Genomic DNA, 20,371 nt, shown 5'->3' on the forward strand with positions numbered 1-20,371 from the left:
AACCTGGACCCGACCGAAGTCATCGAGACGGTCCGTGCTCTTCAGCGCCAAGCTGCCGAAGGGTCTTGCCTGAAGCACTACCGGGAGGGGGTCCGGCTCCTCCGCCGCGGAATGACGATGCTGGACTCGATCCACCCCGTCGCCCCGCCGCACCGCACCGACTGGCTGGTCACGCGGATCCGGCTGGCCAGCCTCATGGCCGCGCTTTCCTCCGAGATCAGCGGTGACCTCGCGGCCGGTCTCGCGGGGCTCGACGACGTGCGGCTCCTCATCAACGCGGTGCCGGACGACGTCCTCCAAGCCGAGCTGAACGGCGTGCTCAACCACAACTACGCGGCCCGCCTGATGAGCGTGGGCCGCAACGAGGAGAGCCTGGTCTCGTTCGACATCTCCGTCGAACACCAGGAGTACCGGCTGGCGAACGGCCCGGCGCCCGAGACGAGGATGGGCGCTTTCGTCCAGACCCTCTCCTCGAGGGCGTGGGTCCAGATCCGCCTCGGCAACGTGCGCCAAGCCCAGGAGGACCTCAACCGGTCGCTCGAGCTCGCCGAGAAGTACGAGCTCCGCACGGTCGCCGCCGACATGCGGAGCACCATGGGCATGCTCGCACTGCGCACCGGTGACGTCCCCGAGGCACTCCGGCTGTACGAAATGGCCGAACGCAGCTATCGCGCGCTGGAGCTGGACGTTCCCGCGGGGCTGCGGTTCGAGCAGGCGGAAGCGCTGCTGGCGGCCGGGCTCGCCGAAGAGGCGGGGGCGCACCTGGACGAGGTGCTGCCCAAGCTGCTCGCCGAGCAGAGCATCACCCGCGAGGTGGCGCGTGCGGAGCAGTACCGCGCCTCCGCGGCGCTGATGACCGACGAGATCGAGCTGGCGCGCCAGATGGCGGACTCCGCGCGCCGCAAGATGCTGCGGGTCGGCTGCCAGACCTGCATCGCCAACGCCACGCTGACCGGCCTGCACGCCGACGCGCGGGACGCGCTGCGCTCCGGGACCGTCCCCGGCGCGCTGCCGACGCGGGCGCTCCGGCTCGCGGACAAGATGCCGACCCCCCAGCTGGCCGACCAGGCCGCCACGGCACGCATGCTCGCCGTCCGCCTCGACATCCGGCGCGGCAACCTCAAACGTGCCGCCGAGACCCTCCAGAAGGTCCCCCGGCCCGGGCAGCTCACCCCCATCGACTACCGGATGCTGCGCCGCCTCTGCCGGGCCGAGCTGGCCGTCGCGCAGGGGAGCCGGGCCAAAGCGCTTACCGAAATCCGGTCGGGCCTCACCGAGCTCGACGCCGTCCGCGACCGGATGGGCGGGCTCGACCTCGTCTCCGGGACCGCCCTGCACGGCCAGGAACTCGCCGATCTCGCCGTCAAGCTCGTGCTCGAACGCAACGACGCCCGGCGCCTCTTCGTCTGGCTCGAACGGACTCGCGCGCAGACCTACCGGTACGAACCGCTCTCCGCCGGGACCGATCCCGAGCTCGCCGCGCGCGTCGCCGAAGTGCGGGGGCTCGGGCAGGCCATCCAGGAGGCCCAGCACGACGGCCACCCCATCGCCGGCCTGCGCGCCAAGTACAACGAACGCCTGCGCGAGGCCCAGCGGCTCGGCTGGCACACCGGGCGCTGGGGCCGGCCGCGGCCGGTGGCCGGGCTCGACGAGGTCTTCGACCGGCTCGGTGACCGGGCCATGGTCAGCTTCGCCGCTTCCGGGGACGAGCTCGTGGCCGTCGTCGTGGCCGGGGGCGAGTGCCGGCTCGTGCGGCTCGGGTCCGCCGGGGCCGCCGCCGAGTCCGCGCGCGTGCTCAACGTCGACCTCGACGCCCTCGCGCCCGACAACCTGCCCGAACGGCTGGCCGAGGTCGTCATGGCGTCGGCGCGCAAGCAGGCCGACAAGCTCGACGCCCAGCTCATCCAGCCCCTCGCCGGCACGATCGGCGACCGCGAGCTGGTCATCGTCCCGACCGGGCCGCTCTACGCCGTGCCGTGGGGCGTCCTGCCCGGGCTGCGGGGGCGCCCGACCGTCGTCGCGCCGTCGGCGACCGCCTGGCTCGCCGCCGAGCTGACGAAGTCGCCGCGCGCCCGCAAGATCGTGCTCGTGCGCGGCCCCGGCCTGGCCGGCGCGCGCGGTGAGCTGGAGAAGCTCACCACGCACTACCGCACCGCGACGACCATGACCGGCGCCAAGGCCACCGTGAAGTCCGTGCTGCGCGCGATGGACGGCGCCAAGCTCGCCCACTTCGCCGCACACGGCGCGCACGAGCCGGAGAACGCGCTGTTCTCCCGGCTCGAACTCGCCGACGGCGCCCTCTTCGGGCACGAGATGGCCGGGCTGCGGCAACCGCCGCGGCAGGTCGTCTTCGCCGCGTGCGAGCTCGCGCTCAACCGGATCCGGCCCGGCGACGAAGCCCTCGGCTTCGCCAGCGCCCTGCTCGCCAGCGGCTCCCGCACGGTCATCGCGCCGCTGTCGCGCGTCGGCGACCTGGCCTCGGCGGCCGCGATGGACGACTACTACCGCGCGCTGGCCGTCCGGGACAGCCCCGCGCTGGCGCTGGCCGACGCGATCGCCGTGGACCCGTTCCGCCGCCCCTTCGTCTGCCTCGGCTCAGGCTGAGTACGCGGGAGGAGACCACACCAGCCGCGGGTCGGTCTGGACGAAGCTGCCGAGCAGGTGGTCGACGCGGGTCAGGACGTCGAGGTCCAGCCGGACGCCCGCGGCCTTCGCGTTCTCGGTGACCTGCTCCGGCGTGCTCGCGCCCACGACCGCCGACGCGACCGTCTCGTGCTGCAGCGTCCACGCCAGCGCGAGCTGCGCCATCGTCAGCCCGGCGTCGTCGGCGACGCCCCGCAGCATCTCGACCCGCTCGAGCAGCTCCGGCAGCAGCAGCGGCCGCGCGTGGGGCTTCCCGGCCGCGCGTGAGCCCGCCGGGACGCGCCCGTCCCGGTACTTGCCGGTCAGCACGCCCTGCGCCAGCGGCAGCGACGCGAACTGCCCGACGCCGATCCGCTCGCCCACCGGCATCACCTGCGCCTCGGGGACCCGCCACAGCATCGAGTAGTGCGGCTGGTTGCTGATCAGCGGGACGTCGTACCGCGCGGCCGCGTCGTGGGCCTGCAGCAGCTGCTCGGCCGTCCACTCCGCCGTGCCGACGTACCGGATCTTCCCCTGCCGCACCAGGTCCGAGAGCGCGAGGAACGTCTCCGCGACCGGTGTCCGGTAGTCGAAGCGCAGCAGCTGGTAGACGTCGACGTGGTCGGTGCGCAGCCGCCGCAACGAGCCTTCCAGTGACGCGATGACGTGCTTGCGGCTCAGCCCGGCGTCGTTCGGGCCGGGACCCTCGGGCCAGAACACGCCGGTGCACAGCACGAGCTCGTCGCGGCGGACGCCGGAAAACGCTTGCCCGAAAGCGGTTTCCGCCGCGCCGCCGTCCCACGCGGCCGCCGTGTGGAACGTCGTGACGCCGGCGTCCAGCGCCGCGGCGACGCAGCCGGGAGCGTCGTGCGTCAGCCAGTTTCCGTAGGCGATCTCGCTCACGGCGAGGCCGCTCGCGCCGATCCTGCGGTACTCCACTCCTCAGCCTCCCTGGACGGCCATTTCGTCGATCCACGCGTCGACCGCGCCGGCCTTGCGCAGGAACGCTTCCCGCACCGAAGCGTGCGGCAGGATCAGGAACTCCTCCTTGCCGAGCCCGGCGACGACCGCCTCGGCGACGTCTTCGGGTTCGAGCAGCGGCGCCGCCGCGGCGATCGCCAGCGCGGCCGGGTGACCGGCGGCGATGCCGGGTTCGAGCAGCGCCGTGCGGACGCCGAGCGGGCACAGCGCGCTGACCCGCACCCCGCGCGGCCGGTAGGTGATCGCCAGCCACTCGGCGAGGCCGACGGCCGCGTGCTTGGTGACCGAGTACGGCGCGTCGCCGGGCGTGCCGAGCAACCCGGCGCCGGACGCCGTGATCAGCAGGTACCCCTCGCCGCGCGCGAGCATCGCGGGCAGCACGACCTGCGCGGCGTGGACGTGCTGCATGACGTTGATCTCCCACGACTTCGCCCACTGCTCGTCCGCCGCGTGGACACCGGTGCCGAAGGCCGCGCCCGCGTTGGCGCAGAACAGGTCCACCTCGCCGAACTCGGCGCGCGCCGCCGCGACCAGCGTCTTGAGGTCCTTTTTGGACGTCGCGTCGGCGGTCACGGCGATCGCGCGCCCGCCCGCGCCGGCGATCTCGTCCGCCACCCGGCCGGCGCCGGCGGCGTCGAGGTCGGACACGACGACCCCCGCCGCGCCTTCCGCGGCGAAGCGGCGGGCCATCGCCGCCCCGATTCCGTGTGCCGCGCCGGTCAGCACGACGACCCGTCCGGTCAGTTCCACGTGGGCTCCCGTATTTTTCGAGCCATTGTTACGCAGGTGAGTGAATGGTATTTTCCGGTTAGAAGCCATATGATAAAAGTGCTGGTCAGGGCGGTGATCGTGCCGTGTTGCACACTTTCGCACCTTAGCACGAGTATTGCTTTTTCCGGCCCTGGTGCGTTATTCCTGTGATTGGTCTCGTGAAGATCACCCCACCCCGCACAGGAGGTCCGCCGATGGCCGAGCTCGTCCCGCCGTCGCACGCTCGACGGCTGCGGTGCCTCGGCATCGGCGACCCCGGCGCGGTGGCGGCCGTCGCGCGCGGCGGGGGCCTCGGGATCCTCGACGGCGCCGATCCGGCCGAGCTCCGGCTCGTGGCGGCGCGGGTCCGGGTGCCCTACGGTGTGCGCACGGACGGCCCAGTGCCCGAGGGGGCGGCCTTCGCCGTCCGCACGACGGCGCCGTGGACCGGCGCGCTTGCGGAGGTGTCCGACGTCGCCACGGCCGCGGAAGCCGTCGCGGGTGGTGCGCTGGGCCTTCTCGCCCGTGGGGGCGAGCTGAGCGACTTCGTTCTGCTGCAACAGCTTCTCGGCGCCTTCGACGTGCCGGTGTGGGGCCGCGTGGCCGGGCCGCGGACGGCGGTGGGAGCGTTCGCCGGGGGTGCGGCGGGGGTGCTCATCGAGTCCCCTGTTGAGTCGGACACAGTGGAAGCGGACGTCCGCCGGGTCGTCGGTGCCTCGGTCCCGGCGGTGCCGTCGTCGGATCGGCTGTGCCGGACGCTGGGCAGCGCGCTGCCGGTCGTCCAGGGGCCGATGACGCGGGTGAGCGACCAGCCCGGGTTCGCGGCCGCGGTCGCCGACGCGGGCGGGTTCCCGTTCGTCGCGGTGGCCACGTCGAACGGCACACGCACCACGGACTTGCTCACGCGCACCGCCGAGCGGCTCGGCGACCGGCCGTGGGGCGCGGGGATCCTCGGCTTCGTGCCCGACGACCTGCGTGCCGAGCAGCTCGCCGCGATCCGGGCCGTCCGGCCTCGGTGCGTGCTGATCGCGGGCGGAAAACCGGGACAGGTCAAGGCTTTGGAGGCCGACGGGATCGCGACGTTCGTGCACGTGCCGTCGCCGGTCCTGCTCGGCCAGTACCTCGAAGCCGGGGTCCGCCGGTTCGTCTTCGAGGGCGCCGAGTGTGGCGGGCACGTCGGCCCGCGGCCGAGTTTCGAGCTGTGGGAGGAACAACTGGCCGTGCTCGGCGCGGCCAAGGACGTCGAGGTGCTGTTCGCCGGCGGGATCCACGACGCGCGTTCCGCGGCGATGGTCACCGCGATGGCGGCGCCGCTCGACGCGGCCGGCGTCCTGATGGGCACCGCCTACCTGTTCACCGAGGAAGCCGTGGCGCACGGCGCGATCACCGGGCTGTTCCAGGACCGGGCGCTCGCCGCCGGCGCGACGGTCACCCTCGAAACCGCGCCGGGCCACCGCACGCGCTGCCTGCCGAGCCCGTACACGGCGGAGTTCGAGCAGGTCAAGGCCGGCTTGCGGGACGTGCCGGCGCAGGAAGCCTGGCAGCGGCTGGAAGAGCTGAACACCGGACGGCTGCGCGTCGCGAGCAAGGGCGTCCGCCGGGACGGCTCGCCGCTGGACGAAGAGACGCAGCTCGCCGAGGGGATGTTCATGGCCGGTGAGGTCGCGGTGCTGCGCGACCGCCGGACGACCATCGCCGAGCTGCACCGGGACGTCACGTCGGGGAAAACCTTTTCCCGGCAGGGGGAACCGGAGCCGCGGGAGAGCCGGGACATCGCCGTGATCGGGATGGCCTGCACGTTCCCCGGGGCGCCGGACCTGGAAGCGTTCTGGTCGAACGTCCTGCGCGGCGAAGACGCCGTCACCGAGGTGCCGCCGGAGCGGTGGGACCCTGCTGTCTACTTCGGACAGTCGACGTCGAAGTGGGGCGGGTTCCTGCCGCCGGTGTCGGTCGACCCCTTGGACTACGGCATCCCGCCGTCGGCGATGGGCAGCATCGACCCGGCGCAGCTGGTGTCGCTGGAGACCGCGCGGCGGGCGCTGGCCGACGCGGGGTACGCCGAGCGGGAGTTCGACCGCGAACGCACGAGCGTCGTGTTCGGCGCGGAGGCGGGCGGCGACCTCGCCAACGCGGGCACGGTGCGTTCCCTGCTCGACGGCTACCTCGACGAGGTGCCGCCCGAACTGCTCGCCCAGCTGCCGGAGCCGACCGAGGACACGTTCCCCGGCACGCTCGCGAACGTCATCTCCGGCCGGATCGCGAACCGGCTCGACCTCGGCGGCGCGAACTACACGGTGGACGCGGCGTGCGGTTCTTCCCTGGCCGCGCTGGACCTGGCTTTGAAGGAGCTGCGCGCCGGGACGAGCGAGCTGGTGCTGTGCGGCGCGGTCGACCTGCACAACGGCATCCACGACTACTTGATGTTCACATCGGCGGGCGCGTTGTCACCGACGGGCCGCTGCCGCCCGTTCGACGCGGCGGCCGACGGCATCGCGCTCGGCGAGGGGGTGGCGTGCCTGGTGCTGAAACGCCTGTCCGACGCCGAACGCGACGGCGACCGGATCTACGCGGTGGTCAAGGGCGTGGGCGCGGCGAGCGACGGCAAGGCGCTGGGGTTGACCGCGCCGCGGCCGGAGGGTCAGCACCGGGCGCTGGAACGGGCTTACCGGGACGCGGGTGTGTCCCCTGTGGACGTGGGACGGGTGGAGGCGCACGGAACGGGCACGGTGGTCGGCGACGCGACCGAGCTGCGCACGTTGACGGGGTTCTTCTCGTCGGCGGGGGCCGCGCCGGGATCGTGCGTGCTGGGGTCGGTGAAGAGCCAGATCGGCCACACGAAGTGCGCGGCGGGCCTGGCGGGGCTGATCAAGGCGGCGCTGGCGTTGTGGCACGAGGTGGTGCCGCCGACGCTGCACTTGACCGCGCCGAACGCGGCGTGGGACGCGGAGACGAGCCCGTTCACGTTCACGACAGCGGCGAGGCCGTGGGCGGAGCCGGCCCGGTTGGCGGGGGTGAGCGCGTTCGGCTTCGGCGGGACGAACTTCCACGCGGTGCTGGGCGCGGGCCCGGTGGCCCCGGACCGGCGGCACGGGTTGAGGGACTGGGCCCCGGAGGCGGAGGCGGCGCTGGAGGACCTGCGCCGCGTGCTGGCCGAGCGCCCGACGCGGCGCGCCGGCGGCGGCCCGGCCGGGTTCCGGCCGGCAGCTGCCGAACCCGGCAAGGTCGGCGCAGGACCGGCCGGCCCGGTCCGGTCCGGCGAGTTCGGCGCGGTGGAGCGGCCCGGGGTCCGCGGTGGCGAGGCTGGTGCCGGGCGGTCCGAGCCCGGCGATGCCGAGCCGGCCGGGTTCCGGCGGGCAGCTGCCGAACCCGGCAAGCTCGGCGCAGGACCAGCCCGCCCGGCCCGGTCCGGCGAGTTCGGCGCGGTGGAGCGGCCCGGGGTCCGCGGTGGCGAGGCTGGTGCCGGGCGGTCCGAGCCCGGCGACGCCGGGCCGGCCGGGTGCCGGCGGGCCGATATGGCCTCCGGCAAGGCCGGCGGAGGCGCGGCCGCCGCCGACCTTGGCAAGGTCGCCTTCCTCTTCCCCGGCCAAGGCAGCCAGCGCACCGGCATGCTCGCCGACCTCTTCGTCCACTTCCCGGAACTCGCCGACTACCTCCGGCTCGCCCCCGACGTCGCCGCGAAAGCGTTTCCACCGCACGCCTTCCACGCCGCCGACGCCCAAGAACGAGCCCTCACCGACACCCGCGTGGCTCAACCCGCGCTCGGGCTCGTCGAAACCGCCGTCGCCAAGCTCCTCGACCAAACCGGTGTCCGGCCGGACTTCCTCGCCGGGCACAGCTACGGCGAACTCGTCGCGCTCTCCGTCGCCGGGGCCTTCGACACCGAGACCCTCCTGCGCCTCAGCCGGGCCCGCGCGAACTCCATCGCCGACGTCGCCGAGCCCGGGACCATGGCCGCCGTCAAAGCACCTCGGGACCGGCTCACCCCCACCCTGATCGGCCCGGACGTCGTCGTCGCCAACCACAACGCACCCGAACAGGTCGTCCTCTCCGGACCGGTCGCCGCCGTCGAACGCGCGGTCCGGCGGCTGCGCGAGACCGGTGTCAGCGCCCAGCGGATCCCCGTCGCCTGCGCCTTCCACAGCCCGCTGGTCGCCAAAGCCGAGGACCTCTTCGCCTACGAACTCGCCCGGGAACCCATCCGCGATCCGCGGCTGCCGGTGTGGTCGAACCGCACCGCGAAACCGTACGCGGGCGACGTCAAAGGCGAACTCGCCGCGCAGATCGGCGCGCCCGTGCGGTTCCTCGACCAGATCGAGGCCATGTACGACGCCGGCGCGCGGACGTTCGTCGAGGTCGGCCCGGGACGCGTGCTCACCCGGCTCGTCAAGGACATTCTCGGCGACCGCCCGCACACCGTCGTCGCGTGCGGTCCCGATCTCACGGCCTTCCTGACCGCGCTGAAAACCCTCGCGCAAGCCGGGGTCGACGTCCGTCCCGAACGGCTGACCAGGAACAACCGCCCGGCACCGGCCCCGACCGCCTGGGCCGTCGACGGGCGGTCCGCCCGCGCTCCCGGCGCCGAAGCGCCCGCCCTGTCCCCGGCCCGACGAATCCGGAGTTCCGCCATGACCCAGCCCGCTTCCGGCCGCGACCAGGCCGTCGTCGACTTCCTGCGCACCACCCGCGAACTCGTCGCCGCGCAGCGGGAGGTCATGCTCGGCTACCTCGGCAGCGCACCCGCGCCCGTCGTGGTTCCCGAACCCGTCCGGATCCCGGAACCCCAGCCCGAACCACAGCCGGAACCCGAAGCCGACGTCCTCACCACCGTGATCGGCGTGATCAGCGAACGCACCGGCTACCCGGCCGAGATGATCGCCGGTGACCTCGATCTCGAAGCCGACCTCTCCATCGACTCCATCAAGCGCACCGAGATCGCCGGGACGCTGCTGGGCCGCCTCGGCCTCCCCGCCGACGACCGCACCGACCAGCTCAGCCGCGACCGCACCGCGAACGCCCTGACCGCGCACCTCGAGAGCTGGCTGAACCCGACGCCGGCCGCGGCCGCGCCGACGCGGTACCGGCTCGAGCGGGTGCCCGTGCCGCTCGACCCCGATCCCGGACGGCTGCGCGGCAAGTCCGTCGCGATCATCGGCGACGACGAGTCCGTGCGCGCCGCGTTCATCGGAGCGGGCGCCGAGATCGTCACCGAGAACGCCGGCATCACCGTCATCCTGGCTTCGGACGTCCCGGAAGTGTTCACCCACCTCAAGAACGCCAAGGGCACGGTGCTCGTCGCGGCGAAGCCGGGCACGCCGGGCCTGCGCGGCCTGGTCCGCTCGGCCGCGCTGGAACGCGACGGCGTGACGCGGCTCGTCGAGGTCAGGCAAGACGTCGCCAAAACCCTCGTCGACGAGGCCCTCAGCGACGGCCCCTCGGTCGTCGGCCACGACGAGACCGGCCGCTTCACGATCGAGCCGCGGCCGGCGGACCTCCCGTCGATCGCCTACTCCGGTGCCGGGCCGGGCGGCGGGGAGCTCGCGGCACTCGGCCTCGGGCCGGACTCCGTCGTCCTGCTGGTCGGCGGGGCGCGCGGGATCGCCGCCCGTGCGGCGATCGCGTTCGCCGCCTCCGGCTGCCGGCTCGAACTCGCGGGCCGGACGCCGTGGCCGGGCGAGCCGGACGACCTGCCGGCCGACCCGACGGCGATGCGCGCGGTGCTGGCCGGCCGCGGCGGCTCGGTCGCCGAGATCGAACACCGCGTGCGGACCGTCCTGGCCCAGCGCGAAATCGGCCGCACCCTCGACGAAATCCGCGCCGCGGGGGGAGAAGCCGGCTACACCTCGCTCGACGTACGCGACCCGGATGCCGTGCGACGCCTCGTCAAGAACCTGCCCAGCCGGCTCGACGGGGTCGTCTTCGCCGCCGGCGTCATCGACGACAAGCTCATGGCGGACAAGGACGAGGCGTCGTTCCGGACCGTGTACGAGACCAAAGTGGACGGCGCACAGGTCCTGCTCGACGCGCTCGACGCCGAACCCGGGTTCGTCACGTTCTTCGGCAGCATCGCCGCGGTGCTCGGCAACCGCGGCCAAACCGACTACGCCGCCGCGAACGACGCCTTGGAAGCACTCGCGACGAGCTGGCCGGGGCGCGCGGTGACCGTCCACTGGGGACCGTGGGCGCCCGCGGCCGACCACAGCGGCATGGTGTCGCCGGAACTCGCGCGCGAGTACGAGCGCCGGGACATCAGCCTGCTCGACGCGGACGCGGGCACCGCCGCCCTGCTTCGCGAACTCGCCTACGGCACCGACCGCGCGGTCCTCTACACGGCGTCGCTGTGGTGAGCCAGGAGCCGATCGCCATCGTCGGCATGGGCGTGTTCCTGCCCGGCGCGTCCACAGTGGACCAGTACTGGCGCAACCTCGTCGGCGGCGTCGACGCCGTCACCGAGATCCCCGCGCACCGCCGTGACCCGGCGTTCCACGGCCACGACGGCACCGCCCCGGACCGGACCCACGGCCGCCGTGGCGGGTTCGCCCCCGACCTCATCGAGTTCGACCCGGTCGCCCACGGCGTCCCGCCGACGTCCCTGGAAGGCACCGAGCCGGACCAGCTGACGGCGCTGGCCGTCGCCGTCGACGCCGTCGAGGACGCCGGTGGCCTCGGCCGGCTCGGCGATCCCGAACGGATCGGCGTCGTGCTCGGCCGCGGCGGCTACCTCTCGCCCGGGCTGCAGGGCTTCGACCAGCGGGTTCGCACCGTCCGGCAGATCACCCGCACGGTCGGCGAGCTGCTGCCGTCGGCCGGCCCGGACGTCCTCGACCGGCTGCGGACGGCGCTGCTCGAACCGCTCGGGGAGTTCCGGCCGGAGACCGCCGCCGGGCTGGTGCCGAACCTCGCCGCCGCCCGCGTCGCCAACCGGCTCGACCTCGGCGGCCCGGCGTACACAGTGGACGCCGCGTGCGCGTCTTCGCTGGTCGCGGTCGACCAGGCGATCGGCGAGCTGACCCGGCACCGCTGCGACGTCGTCCTGGCCGGCGGCGCGCACCAGACGCACGACGACACGCTCTGGTCGCTGTTCACGCAGCTCGGCGCGCTGTCGCCGAGCCAGCGGATCAGCCCGCTCTCCCGCGAAGCCGACGGCATGCTCATCGGCGAGGGCACCGCGCTCGTCGTGCTCAAGCGGCTGGCCGACGCCCGCCGCGCCGGCGACCGCGTGTACGCCGTGGTCCGCGGCAGCGGGACGTCGAGCGACGGGCGCGGCGCGAGCCTGCTCAGCCCGTCTGTCGCCGGCCAGACCCTCGCGCTGCGGCGAGCGTGGGACGGGCGGGACCCGGCGGAGATCGGCCTGCTGGAGGCCCACGGCACGGCCACGCCCGCCGGTGACGCCGCCGAGCTGACCACCGTCGCCGACGTCTTCGGCCAGGCCGACGGGACGCGGTCGGTGATCGGCTCGGTCAAGTCGATGATCGGGCACACGCTGCCGACGGCCGGGGTCGCCGGCCTGGTCAAGGTGGCGCTCGCGTTGCACCACGGGGTGCTGCCGCCGACGCTGCACTGCGCCGACCCGAACCCCCTGCTGGACAAGACCCGGTTCCGCGTGCTCGCCGAGGCGGAGGAGTGGGGCGCGCTGCCGCGGGTCGGCGCGGTCAACGCGTTCGGCTTCGGCGGCGTCAACGCGCACGTCGTGCTGGAGGCAGGGGACCCGGCACCGAAGCGGCGGGCCCGCGTCGACGAGCCGGAACGCGTGCTGCGGCTGGCCGCGAACACACCCGAGGAGCTGCTGGAGCGCCTCGACCGGCCCGGCGACGGCGAAGGCGACGGGCCCTGCCGGCTCGGGATCGCCGGCCCGGACGAGCGCAAGCTGGCCACGGCCCGCAAGGTGCTCGCCAAGGTGGCCGCCGAGGGCCGGTCGTGGCACGGCGGCGGCGACGTCTGGTGCTCGGTCGACCCGCTGCTCCCGTCCGGAAAGGTCGCGTTCGTCCACCCAGGACTGGAGGACGGCGCCGAACCGCGGATCGACGACGTCGCCCGGCACTTCGGGCTCGACCGTCCACAGTGGTCGACCGCAAGTGTGCTCGACCGCGCGGCCAGCGTGTCGGCGAGCGGGCTGCTGCTGGACCAAGCCCTGCGGCGGCTCGCGATCCGGCCGGACGCACTCGCCGGGCACAGCGTGGGCGAGTGGACCGCGATGCAGGCCGCCGGGATGTACCGGCCGGTGCCGGACCTGCTGGACCGGTACTGGCCCGGCGGTTTCGAGCTGCCGGACGCGGACTATCTCGTGCTGGGCTGCTCGGCCGGGCGCGTGGCCGACCTGCTGCCGGACGACCTGGTCGTCTCGCACGAGAACGCGGCGAAGCAGACGATCGTGTGCGGCCCGCCGGAGTCCGTCGCGAAGTTCGGCGAAACCTGCCGCGGCCTCGGGATCGTGGCCCGGACGCTGCCGTTCCGGTCGGGCTTCCACACCCCGCTGATGCGGCCGTACCTCGCGCCGTTCGCCCGGCTCGCCGCCGACCTGGACCTGCGGCAGCCCGCGCTGCCGGTGTGGTCGGCGACGACCGCGCGGCCCTACCCGGCCGAGCCGGACGCGGTCCGCGAGCTCTACCTCGTGCACCTGATCCGCCCGGTCCGGTTCCGGGCGCTGACCGAGGCGCTGCACGACGCCGGGTTCCGCGCGTTCGTGCAGATCGGCGCCGGGCAGCTCGGCTCGTACGTCACCGACACGCTCGGCGAGCGGCGGCACCTGGTCGTCGCCGCCGCGTCCGGCACCCGGTCCGGGCTCGCGCAGCTGCGCCGCGTCGCGACCGCGTGGTGGGTCGAAGGCGGCAGCCCGGACTTCGAAGCGCTCGAACCGCGGCGGATCCGGCTCCGCACCGGGAATTCCCTGCTGTCGCTGGGGGAATCGGCCCGCGGCCTGCTCGACGACCGCGCGGTGCCGGAGCTGCCGGCCGGGGTGCCGGACGCGATCGTCGCCGAGTTCACCGCGCTGCTCACCGAGACCCGGCAGACCGCGGCGGACGTCGTCGCGGCGGCCGCGCGGCGGCGCATCGAGTCCACAGTGGACGTCTCGCTGCCGGCGATGCCGTACCTGCGCGACCACCGGTTCTTCCGGCAACGGGACGATTGGCCCGACGAGTCCGACTTCCGGCCGGTGGTCCCGGCGACGACGCTGGTGGACCTCGCGTGCCGGACCGTCGAACGCACCTGGCCGGGCACGACAGCGGTCGCGGTGCGGGACGCGGTGTTCTCGCGGTGGCTCATCGCGTCCCCGGCGCAGCGGGTGCCGCTGGCGATGAGCCGCGAGGGCGACCGCGTGACCGTCGAAATCGGACCGTACGCGCTGATGACCGTCCATCTGGGACCGTACGCGCCACCGCCGTCCCGGATGCCGGTGCCCGGCCCGGAGACCGAGCCCCCGCTGAGCGCGGCCGAAATCTACGCGCGGCGCGAAATGTTCCACGGCCCGTCCTACCAAGGCTTGGCTCGGCTGACCGGGCTCGGCGAGCAGCACATCCGCGGCGAACTGGTCGTCCCGGAGGCGCCCGGCGGGCTGCTCGACAACGTCGGTCAGCTGCTCGGCTGCTGGCTGATGGCCACCCGCTCCGACGGTCTGCTCGCCTTCCCGCGGTCGATCGGCAGCCTGACCTGGCACGGCCCGGAACCCGCGCCCGGCACCCGGCTCGACTGCCTCGTGCGCGTCCGCCTGCCGCGGCCGGACGTCCTGGAAATGACCGCCGAGCTGGTGCGCGACGGCCGGGTGCTGGCGAGCGTCGAGGGCTGGCGGGACGTCCGGTTCCCCTGCGACCGCGCGGCCCACCGCGTCTACGCGTTCCCGGCGGAGAATCTCCTGGCCGAGCGGCGGGACGACGGCTCGGTGACGGTCACCGACCGCTGGCCGACGGTCGCCGCGCGGGACATCTACGCCGGGGTCTACCTCAGCGCCGAGGAACGCGCCGAGTTCGCCGCCGTGCCCCCACTCCGGGCTCGCGGGTGGCTGCTCGAACGCATCGCCGCGAAGGACGCCGTCCGGGCCCGGCTCGCCGAACCCGTCTACCCGGCGGAAATCCGCGTCCACCCCGACGGCCGGGTGTCCGGCCGCGGCCGCGCACTCCCGGACTTCGCCGTCACGGTCGAACTGGCCGGGGACACCGCCACCGCACGACTCAGGAGCACGCCATGACCATCGACCACGCGTCCGCCGTCTTCGACGTCGTCGCCGAGCTGCTGACCCAGCTCACCGGCGACACCGAGGTGCTCGGCATCGAAATCACGCCGAGCACGACGTTCCACGAGGACCTGCAGCTGGAGAGCATCGACCTGGTGACCTTCGCGAGCATCCTCGCCGAGCACTTCGGCGCGGAGGTCAACCTCGCCGAGTACCTGGCGGAGAAGGACCTCGACGACGTCATCGGGCTGACCGTCGGCGACATCGCCCGGTTCGTGGGGGAGCGCACGTGCCCACGATGACCGTGAACGGGCTGCGCACCAACGTGCAGCTCGTGTCCGCCGGCGGCACCGAGACCGTGGTGTTCCTGCACGGCATGGGCACCGACAGCCTGGCCAGCTTCTACCTGACGCTGGCCCCGCCGGTCGCGGCCGCCGGCATCGACGTGATCAGCTACGACCTGCGCGGGCACGGCAAGACCGAACGGCCGGAGCGCGGCTACACGCTCGGGGACTTCGTCGCCGACCTCGACGACCTGCTGCGGCAGCTCGGCGTCGATCGGCCGGTGCACCTGGTGGGCAACAGCTTCGGCGGGACGCTCGCCTACAGCTACGCCGTGGCCGCGCCGGATCGGGTCCGCAGCATCGTGTGCATCGAGTCCGAGCCCGCGACCGAGGTGTGGGCGGGCAAGATGGCCGAAATCCTCGCGCACACCGTGCGGTTCCTGCAGGTGGAGGAGAGCTTCGACTGGATCGAGGCGAACTTCAGCGCCCACCACCGGCGGCTCGCGCGGATGGCGGCCGAGCGGATCACGTCGACGAAGATGGCCGAAGAGGTACCGCTCGGGCCGCTGCTGACGTGGGAGCAGGTGGCGGCGATCGGCTGCCCCGTACTGTCCATTTTGGGCAGTCACGGCTACCAGGCCGACGACCTCGAAGCGCTGACGTCGATGCTGCCGCAGGGCGAGCTGCACGTGTTCGAAGGGCAGGGGCATTCAGTGCTGGTGGAACAGCATCGAGAGGTCCGCGAACTGGTGCTCAAGTGGGTCGAACGGCACGCGGCGTGAGGTTCCTGCTGGTCGTGCCACCGCTGGCCGGGCACGTGGCACCGTTGCGCGGAGTCGCTGCGGTGCTGTCTTCGCGTGGCCATCAGGTGGCTTGGTGCGGTCCGTGCCCGGAACTGTCCACTTTGGTCTCCGGCCCGGTGTTCCCGGCCGGGGACTCCGGGCCTTTTTCCTTGGCGTTGCGACCGCCTGAGCTGCGCGGGTTCGCCGCGTTGAAGTACCTGTGGGAGTCGTACCTGGTTCCCCTGGCCGACGCGATGGTGCCAGGGGTGGCCTCGGCGGTCGTGTCTTTTGCGCCGGATGTGGTCGTGGTGGACCAGCAGGCGATGGCGGGAGCGCTGGTGGCCGCGCGATGCGGCCTGCCGTGGGCGACGTCGGCGTCGACGTCGACCGAGCTGGCCGACCCGCTGGGCTCGCTGCCGAAGATCGCGTCCTGGGTGGGGGAGTTGCAGGCGGGGCTGCGCGCCCGCCACGGCGTGCTCCTCGGCGACCTGCGGTTCTCGCCGCACCTGGTGCTGGCGTTCACGACCCGGGCGCTGGCCGGTGAGTCCCGGCTGGCGGTACCGGTGTCGTACGTCGGCCCGGCGCTGCCCGCGGCTTCGGGCGAGTGGTCTCCTGGGGACGATCGACCGCTGGTCGTGGTGACGTTGGGGACGTCCAATGCTTCGGCGGGTGCGCGGTTCCTCGCCGAGAGCGTGGACGCGCTGGCCGGGATGCCTTCGGTGCGGGGGCTGGTCGTGGACCCTTCCGGTGGGCTGGTCAGCGAGAGCGTGCTGGTGGTCCGCCGGATCCCGCAGGTGGCGGTGTTCGAGCACGCGTCGGTGGTGGTTTGCCACGGCGGGCACAACACGGTGTGCGAGGCGCTGTCGGCGGGGGTACCGCTGGTGGTGGCCCCGATCCGCGACGACCAGTCGATGCTGGCCCAGCAGGTCACGACGGCCGGCGCGGGGGTGCGAGTCCGGTTCGACCGCGCCAAGGCGGCGGACATCCGCAAGGCGATCGAGTCAGCGGACGCGTTCCGGCCTGGCGCGGTCCGGATCCGGGAGTCGTTCGAGGCGGCCGGTGGTGCGGAGGAGGCGGCGACGCACCTGGAGGCGCTGGGCTAACCGCGGTTGCGGAACGTGCGGGCCGCCAAGAACGAGCCTGCCACCGCCGCCACCGCGGCGATCACCAACGCCGTCAACACCGACCAGCCGATCGGGCGGGCCAACGCCAACGCCCGCGTCGCGTCGATCGCGTACGTCAGCGGGTTCACCGCCGACACCGCGCGGACCCACGCCGGCATCGTGTCCAGGGGCATGTACGCGCTCGAGGAGAACATCAGCGGGAACATCACCACGAACGACGCCGCCTGCAGCGTCTCCGCCTTGCGCAGCCATGTCGTGATCGCCACGAACACCCAGCTCAGGCACCAGCCCACCACCAGCGTCAACACCAGCGCCAGCCCCAGGCCGAGCACTCCGCCCGCCGGGCGGAACCCCAGGAACACCACGCTCGCCAGCGCCGTCACCACCAGCTGGACGCCGAGCCGTGCGGCGTCCGCCAGTGTGCGGGCCACCAGTACCGAGAACAGCGAAATCGGGAGGCAGCGCAGTCGGCCGGTGAAGCCGCCGTAGATCTCGGCCAGCAGGCCCGCTCCCGAGCTCATCGCCGTCGTCATCGCGATGTTGACCAGCGTCGCCGGCACCAGGAAGTTCACGTAACCCTGGTACGCCGCCACCCCCGGCAGCGCTCCGACGCCGCTGAACACCTGGCTGAACAGCAGGAGCAGCACCACCGGCTGCAACAGTCCGAAGAAGACCAGCCGCCGGTCGCCGAACGCCGTGCGCAGCGACCGGGCCGCCAGTACGCGAACCTGTGTCCAGAAGCCGGATTCGGGCCACGCCGCGGGGTCGCCGAGCGCGGCCACGGCGGCGCGGTGGCGGGCCTGCGTCATGACGCGGTCCGGTGCAGCGACAGGTAGACGTCGTCGAGCGTCGGCTCGGTCACCGTGAGGTCGCGCAGCGGCGCACCGGCCGCGTCGAGTGCGCGCACCAGCACCGGGATGTCGCCGGGGCCACTCAGCGGCACCGACAGCACCAGCCCGGTGCGGCCGGCCGCCAAACCCAGGCGGGAGAGGGCGTCCACCGCGCGCCGCAGCGCCAGTTCGGTGCCGAACGTCAGTGTCGCCGTCCGGTTGCCGAGTCGCGCCTTGAGCTGCGACGGCGTCCCCGACACCGTGATGTGGCCGAGCCCGAGGACGACGACGTGGTCGGCCAGCCGGTCGGCCTCTTCGAGGTACTGGGTGGTCAGCACGACCGTCGTGCCCCGCGCGGCCAGGCCTTCGACGACCGACCACAGCCCGGACCGGCTGACCGGGTCGAGACCGGTCGTCGGCTCGTCGAGGAACAGCACCTGCGGCGCGCCGACGAGGCCCGCGGCCAGGTCCAGCCGCCGCCGCATCCCACCGGAGTAGGTGCCCGCCGGGCGGTCCGCCGCGTCCTCCAGGCCGAACGACGCGATCAGCTCGGCCGCCCGCGCCTGGGCCTGCCGCGGCTTCGCGCCCAGCAACCGGGCGATCAGCACGAGGTTCCCGCGCCCGGACAGGGCGTCGTCGACGGCGGCGAACTGCCCGGTCACCCCGATCCGCCGCCGGACCGCGCGTCCGCGCTGTACGACGTCGTAGCCGCACACGCGTGCGCTGCCGGCGCTCGGCCGGACGCGCGTGCTGAGGATGTCGATCAGCGTGGTCTTCCCGGCGCCGTTGTGGCCGAGGACCGCCAGCACCGCGCCACGGGCGACGGACAGGCTGATCCCGGCGAGCGCGGTGACTTCGCCGTAGGTCTTCGCGAGGTCCGTCACGGCGATGACCGGCTGGTTCATGGCCGCTCCTTTCCCTGCCCGCGAAAAGGTATCGGGAAACGGCCGATCCGGGCAAGAAGATCGCCGCCATTCGCCGGGTGCGTGACAATTTTCGTGACGCCGGATAGCACGCGCGTGACAAGGGCTGACCTGCGTGACCCTTCGCGGAGGTGGCGATCCCCTGCGCGTGACAAAGAATTCGGCGTCGCTTGTTAACCCGGTTTTACGGAGGTACTTTTCGCTGAAATTACCCCCATTCCCCGAGGTGACGATCCGTGAAGTTTTCGTGGAAGTCGAGAAAGCCCGCCTACGGCCTCGCCGTCGCGACCGTCGCGGGCGTCGCGGCGACCGTCGCGCTGGTCGGGGCCGGGCCGACCCAGGCCGCGCCGGTGAGCCTGACGCTGAACTACAACTGCCCGTTCCCGTTGATCGGCGACCAGGTCCTGTCGGTGAAGATCGACACGAACCTGCCGGACAACGCCGTCGCGGGCGCCTCGTCGACCCCGATCACCTTCGACGTCGACGTCACCGTGCCGGAGACCGCGACCGAGGGCCTGGCGCTGGTCGGTGCCACGTCGCTCGACGGCTCGGCGAAGGCCGCGGCCGTGCTCAAGTACCCGGTCGACAAGACGCTGAACCTGAACCTGCCGCTGACCATCGCCTCGACGCCGGTCCCGCCGTCGGGCGCGTTCCACGTCAAGAGCAGCGGCAAGGCGCCGGCCGTGACGTTCCCCAGCCCGGGCACCGCGTCGGTGACGGTCGGGAACTTCAGCACCACGATGACCCCGCGCACGGCGGACGGCCAGCCGACCGACCTCGGCACGTTCACCTCGGACTGCGTCGCTGTCCCGGGCCAGAACCAGCAGCTGGGCACGTTCGAGATCAAGCCGGCGGGCGGCACCACGACGCCGACCACCCCGACGACGCCGACCACGCCCACGACGCCGACGACCGAGCCGACCACGCCGACCACGGAGCCGACGACTCCGACGACCGAGCCGACCACGCCGACGACGGAGCCCACGACTCCGACGACGGAACCGACGACTCCCACCACGGAACCGACGACTCCCACGACGGAGCCGACGACCCCGACGACCGAGCCGACGACTCCCACGACGGAGCCGACCACGCCGACGACGGAGCCCACGACTCCGACCACGGAGCCGACGACCCCGACGACGGAGCCGACGACTCCGACCACGGAGCCGACCACGCCGACGACGGAGCCGACGACTCCGACCACGGAGCCGACCACCCCGACGACCGAGCCGACGACCCCGACCACCGAACCGACCACGCCGACGACCCAGCCGACCACCCCGCCGGGCGGTATCGAGGTCAAGTACACGGTCAAGGGCAAGTCGACGATCAAGCAGCTGCACGCCACCCTGCCGCTCGGCCCGGGCACCCTGGACGCCAAGCTCGACGCCGCGTCCGGCAAGTTCGGCGCCCGGCTCGCGCTGCCCAAGTCCGATGTGGACTTCCGGGTGCTCGGCTTCATCCCCGCGTCCGCGACGGTGAAGCTGAACCAGGTCGGCGCGATCAACGGCACCCTCACCGGCGGTGCGGTCAAGGCCAACGCGCAGGTGGACGTCCAGCTCACCAAGGTTCGCGTGTTCGGGTTCCCGATCCTGTCGTCGAACTCGTGCCACACGGTCAAGCCGGCCGACGTGCCGCTCGTCTCCGCGGCCGGGTTCGACCCGCTCAAGGGCGGCAAGCTGACGGCGACCTACGGCATCCCGCAGTTCACCGGCTGCGGCTTCCTGACCGGCCTGATCACCGGCATCACTTCCGGCCCGGGCAACAAGCTGGAAGTGAACCTGACCAAGAAGTGAAGTTGTGACGCGGCGCGGAAGAACCGCGCCGCGCACCACTGAGCGGTGTGACAAGAAATCGGGATTCCTTGTGTGACAACGGGAATCGTGAGTAACTACGAACCATGAGGA

General features: G+C 73.1%; 11 protein-coding genes. 7 read left to right on the plus strand and 4 right to left on the minus strand.

From position 1 onward, the window contains the following. Nucleotides 1-111: 111 nt before the first annotated feature. On the plus strand, nucleotides 112-2,604 hold the full coding sequence (locus tag ACERZO_RS10150) for a CHAT domain-containing protein (protein ID WP_372664606.1): 2,493 nt from the start codon (nucleotides 112-114) through the stop codon (nucleotides 2,602-2,604). Here ACERZO_RS10150 and ACERZO_RS10155 read toward each other — a convergent pair. Then, nucleotides 2,596-3,561: an aldo/keto reductase gene (locus ACERZO_RS10155; RefSeq protein WP_372664276.1), complete on the minus strand. Its 966-nt coding sequence runs from the start codon at nucleotides 3,559-3,561 to the stop codon at nucleotides 2,596-2,598. The two genes, ACERZO_RS10150 and ACERZO_RS10155, sit on opposite strands and share 9 nt — an antisense overlap. A 3-nt stretch (nucleotides 3,562-3,564) precedes the next feature. Beyond that, nucleotides 3,565-4,353, minus strand: coding sequence for an SDR family oxidoreductase (locus ACERZO_RS10160; RefSeq protein WP_372664277.1), 789 nt, complete (start codon nucleotides 4,351-4,353; stop codon nucleotides 3,565-3,567). A gap of 215 nt (nucleotides 4,354-4,568) precedes the next feature. On the opposite strand from ACERZO_RS10160, the gene ACERZO_RS10165 reads away from it, so the two are divergent. Genes ACERZO_RS10165 through ACERZO_RS10185 form a run of 5 tightly spaced genes read left to right on the plus strand, consistent with a single transcriptional unit; the run spans nucleotide 4,569 to nucleotide 16,687 of the window. Then, nucleotides 4,569-10,697, plus strand: coding sequence for an SDR family NAD(P)-dependent oxidoreductase (locus ACERZO_RS10165; protein ID WP_372664278.1), 6,129 nt, complete (start codon nucleotides 4,569-4,571; stop codon nucleotides 10,695-10,697). After that, nucleotides 10,691-14,533, plus strand: coding sequence for a beta-ketoacyl synthase N-terminal-like domain-containing protein (locus tag ACERZO_RS10170; RefSeq protein ID WP_372664279.1), 3,843 nt, complete (start codon nucleotides 10,691-10,693; stop codon nucleotides 14,531-14,533). Before ACERZO_RS10165 ends, ACERZO_RS10170 begins: the two co-directional genes overlap by 7 nt. Continuing rightward, nucleotides 14,530-14,820 carry an acyl carrier protein gene (locus tag ACERZO_RS10175; RefSeq protein WP_372664280.1) on the plus strand — a complete coding sequence of 97 codons (291 nt, stop codon included), beginning with the start codon at nucleotides 14,530-14,532 and terminating at the stop codon, nucleotides 14,818-14,820. The genes ACERZO_RS10170 and ACERZO_RS10175 overlap by 4 nt, the downstream gene beginning before the upstream one ends. After that, on the plus strand, nucleotides 14,808-15,584 hold the full coding sequence (locus ACERZO_RS10180) for an alpha/beta fold hydrolase (RefSeq protein ID WP_372664281.1): 777 nt from the start codon (nucleotides 14,808-14,810) through the stop codon (nucleotides 15,582-15,584). The genes ACERZO_RS10175 and ACERZO_RS10180 overlap by 13 nt, the downstream gene beginning before the upstream one ends. After that, nucleotides 15,581-16,687, plus strand: coding sequence for a glycosyltransferase (locus tag ACERZO_RS10185; protein ID WP_372664282.1), 1,107 nt, complete (start codon nucleotides 15,581-15,583; stop codon nucleotides 16,685-16,687). Before ACERZO_RS10180 ends, ACERZO_RS10185 begins: the two co-directional genes overlap by 4 nt. Here the strand turns inward: ACERZO_RS10185 and ACERZO_RS10190 are convergent. Both ACERZO_RS10190 and ACERZO_RS10195 read right to left on the minus strand, forming a co-directional pair. After that, the gene (locus ACERZO_RS10190) at nucleotides 16,684-17,517 is read right to left on the minus strand and encodes an ABC transporter permease (protein WP_372664283.1); all 834 of its coding nucleotides are present in this window, start codon (nucleotides 17,515-17,517) and stop codon (nucleotides 16,684-16,686) included. The genes ACERZO_RS10185 and ACERZO_RS10190 overlap by 4 nt on opposite strands. Next, the gene (locus ACERZO_RS10195; RefSeq protein WP_372664284.1) at nucleotides 17,514-18,443 is read right to left on the minus strand and encodes an ATP-binding cassette domain-containing protein; all 930 of its coding nucleotides are present in this window, start codon (nucleotides 18,441-18,443) and stop codon (nucleotides 17,514-17,516) included. The genes ACERZO_RS10190 and ACERZO_RS10195 overlap by 4 nt, the downstream gene beginning before the upstream one ends. A gap of 254 nt (nucleotides 18,444-18,697) precedes the next feature. Here ACERZO_RS10195 and ACERZO_RS10200 point away from each other — a divergent pair, with 254 nt between their 5' ends. After that, nucleotides 18,698-20,260, plus strand: a complete 1,563-nt coding sequence (locus tag ACERZO_RS10200) for a DUF6801 domain-containing protein (protein WP_372664285.1) — start codon at nucleotides 18,698-18,700, stop codon at nucleotides 20,258-20,260. Nucleotides 20,261-20,371 lie beyond the last annotated feature (111 nt).

Source organism: Amycolatopsis kentuckyensis, assembly GCF_041679295.1.
In the GTDB taxonomy this organism is placed as follows: domain Bacteria; phylum Actinomycetota; class Actinomycetes; order Mycobacteriales; family Pseudonocardiaceae; genus Amycolatopsis; species Amycolatopsis kentuckyensis_A.